The organism is Pseudomonas sp. UBA6699, assembly GCF_002454615.1.
Lineage (GTDB): Bacteria > Pseudomonadota > Gammaproteobacteria > Pseudomonadales > Pseudomonadaceae > Aquipseudomonas > Aquipseudomonas juntendi.
The window spans coordinates 756-3510 of record NZ_DKJF01000091.1; the positions used below are offsets into that span (position 1 = coordinate 756).

At 61.8% G+C, this 2755-nt stretch carries 2 pseudogenes; both read left to right on the plus strand.

The features are described from left to right. Window positions 1-117: 117 nt before the first annotated feature. A pseudogene (locus tag B3361_RS24140) lies at window positions 118-291 on the plus strand (DUF3077 domain-containing protein); the annotation flags it as partial. Window positions 292-417: 126 nt separating this feature from the next. Then, a pseudogene (locus B3361_RS17520) lies at window positions 418-2720 on the plus strand (YgiQ family radical SAM protein). Window positions 2721-2755: the final 35 nt, after the last annotated feature.

The following is a 2755-nucleotide window of genomic DNA, read 5'->3' on the forward strand; positions in this document are numbered from 1 at the left end:
GGCCCTTTCGCGGGCATGCCCGCTCCCACAGGTACGGTGCAAGTCGCGAAGTTTGTGGTGACTTTGTGGGAGCGGGCGTGCCCGCAAAAGGGCCCGTCCAGGCAGCCGAGAATTATCATGGGAATGAACACTCAGTTCACCGTCGGCAAGACCACGTTCTATCAAGGCGAAAATGGCACCTACCCGTCGTTCCGCATCGAGCCCGGAATCCCATGCCAGGACGCTCGCGACCAGTCTTCGGCGTTGATGGGGTATGAGCGCCAATTGACCATGATCGGGTTGATGGATGAAACAACCCCCAAGTCAGCCAACCGTCACCCCATCCACCAATCCCCCACGAAGACAGTCGGATTTGGTCAAAATTTGTGCTATATTTCGCGCCCGCGATTTTCCTGCACACCAGAACCGGTCACTGACATGCAAGCAGCCAAACCACTCTACGACTATCCCAAGTACTGGGCCGAATGCTTCGGGCCAGCACCTTTCCTGCCAATGAGCAGGGAGGAGATGGATCTGCTCGGCTGGGATTCCTGCGACATCATCATCGTGACCGGGGATGCCTACGTCGATCACCCCTCGTTCGGCATGGCCATCATCGGCCGGCTACTGGAAGCCCAGGGGTTCCGCGTGGGCATCATTGCCCAGCCGAACTGGCAGTCCAAAGACGACTTCATGAAGCTCGGCGAGCCCAACCTGTTCTTCGGCGTGGCCGCCGGCAACATGGACTCGATGATCAACCGCTACACCGCGGACAAGAAAATCCGTTCCGACGACGCCTACACCCCGGGTGGCCTGGCCGGTAGCCGACCAGACCGCGCCAGCCTGGTGTACAGCCAGCGCTGCAAGGAAGCCTATAAGCATGTGCCGATCGTACTCGGCGGCATCGAGGCATCGTTGCGTCGCATTGCCCACTATGACTACTGGCAGGACAAGGTTCGCCATTCGATCCTGATCGACGCCAGCGCCGACATCCTGCTGTTCGGCAACGCCGAGCGGGCGGTGGTCGAGGTGGCCCAGCGCCTGTCCAGTGGCGAAAGCATCGAAAGCATCACCGACGTGCGCGGCACCGCTTTCGTGCGCCGTGACACGCCGCAGGGCTGGTACGAAATCGACTCGACCCGCATCGACCGCCCAGGCCGTGTCGACAAGATCATCAACCCCTACGTGAACACCCAGGACACCCAGGCCTGTGCCATCGAGCAGGCCAAGGGCGACCAGGAAGACCCGAACGAAGCCAAGGTGGTACAGATTCTCGACAGCCCGGCGGTCACGCGGGAAAAGTCGGTCATCCGCCTGCCATCGTTCGAGAAGGTGCGTAACGACCCGGTGCTCTATGCCCACGCCAACCGCGTGCTGCACCTGGAGACCAACCCGGGCAACGCCCGTGCACTGGTGCAGAAACACGGTGACGTGGACGTGTGGTTCAACCCGCCACCCATTCCGATGAGCACCGAGGAAATGGACTACGTGTTCGGCATGCCTTACGCCCGTGTACCGCACCCTGCGTACGGCAAGGCGCGTATCCCGGCCTACGAAATGATCCGTTTCTCGGTCAACATCATGCGTGGCTGCTTCGGCGGCTGCACCTCTGCTCGATCACCGAGCACGAAGGCCGCATCATCCAGAACCGCTCGCACGAGTCGATCCTGCACGAAATCGAAGAGATGCGTGACAAGGTGCCAGGCTTCACCGGCGTGGTGTCCGACCTTGGCGGCCCGACTGCGAACATGTATCGCATCGCGTGCAAGAGCCACGATATCGAAAAGCACTGCCGCAAGCCCTCGTGCGTGTTCCCTGGCATCTGCGAGAACCTCAACACCGACCACAGTTCGCTGATCGAGCTGTACCGCAAGGCTCGCGCCCTGCCAGGGGTGAAGAAGATCCTGATTGCCTCGGGCCTGCGCTACGACCTGGCCGTGGAGTCGCCGGAATACGTCAAGGAGCTGGTCACCCACCACGTAGGTGGCTACCTGAAAATTGCCCCGGAGCACACCGAGCGTGGCCCGCTGGACAAGATGATGAAGCCCGGCATTGGTACCTACGACCGCTTCAAGCGCATGTTCGAGAAGTTCTCGAAAGAAGCGGGTAAAGAGCAGTACCTGATCCCGTACTTCATTGCCGCGCACCCGGGTACCACCGACGAAGACATGATGAACCTGGCGCTATGGCTCAAGGGCAACGGCTTCCGTGCCGACCAGGTACAGGCGTTCTACCCGTCGCCGATGGCCTCGGCCACCGCCATGTACCACTCGGGCAAGAACCCGCTGCGCAAGGTGACCTACAAGAGCGAAGGTGTGGAAATCGTCAAGAGTGACGAGCAGCGCCGTCTGCACAAGGCCTTCTTGCGCTACCACGACCCAAAAGGCTGGCCAATGCTGCGCGAAGCGCTGCAGCGCATGGGCCGCGCCGACCTGATCGGGCCTGGCAAGCACCAGTTGATTCCGGCGCACCAGCCGCAGACCGACAGCTACCAGAGCGCGCGCCGCAAGAACTCGACCCCGCCGGGCAGCCACAAAGTGGGCAAGGACCAGAAAATCCTGACCCAGCACACGGGCCTGCCACCGCGTGGCAGCGATGGCAGCAAGCCGTGGGACAAGCGCGAAAAGGCCAAAGCCGAAGCGTTTGCGCGTAATCAGCAGGCGGCCAAGGAGCGCAAGGAAGCGGGCAAGGGTGGTGGCGGCAAGGGCAAGAAGCCGCGCCAGCCAGTCATTCCGCGCTGATTTCGGGGGCCGCCTTGCGGCCCAATCGCCGGCAA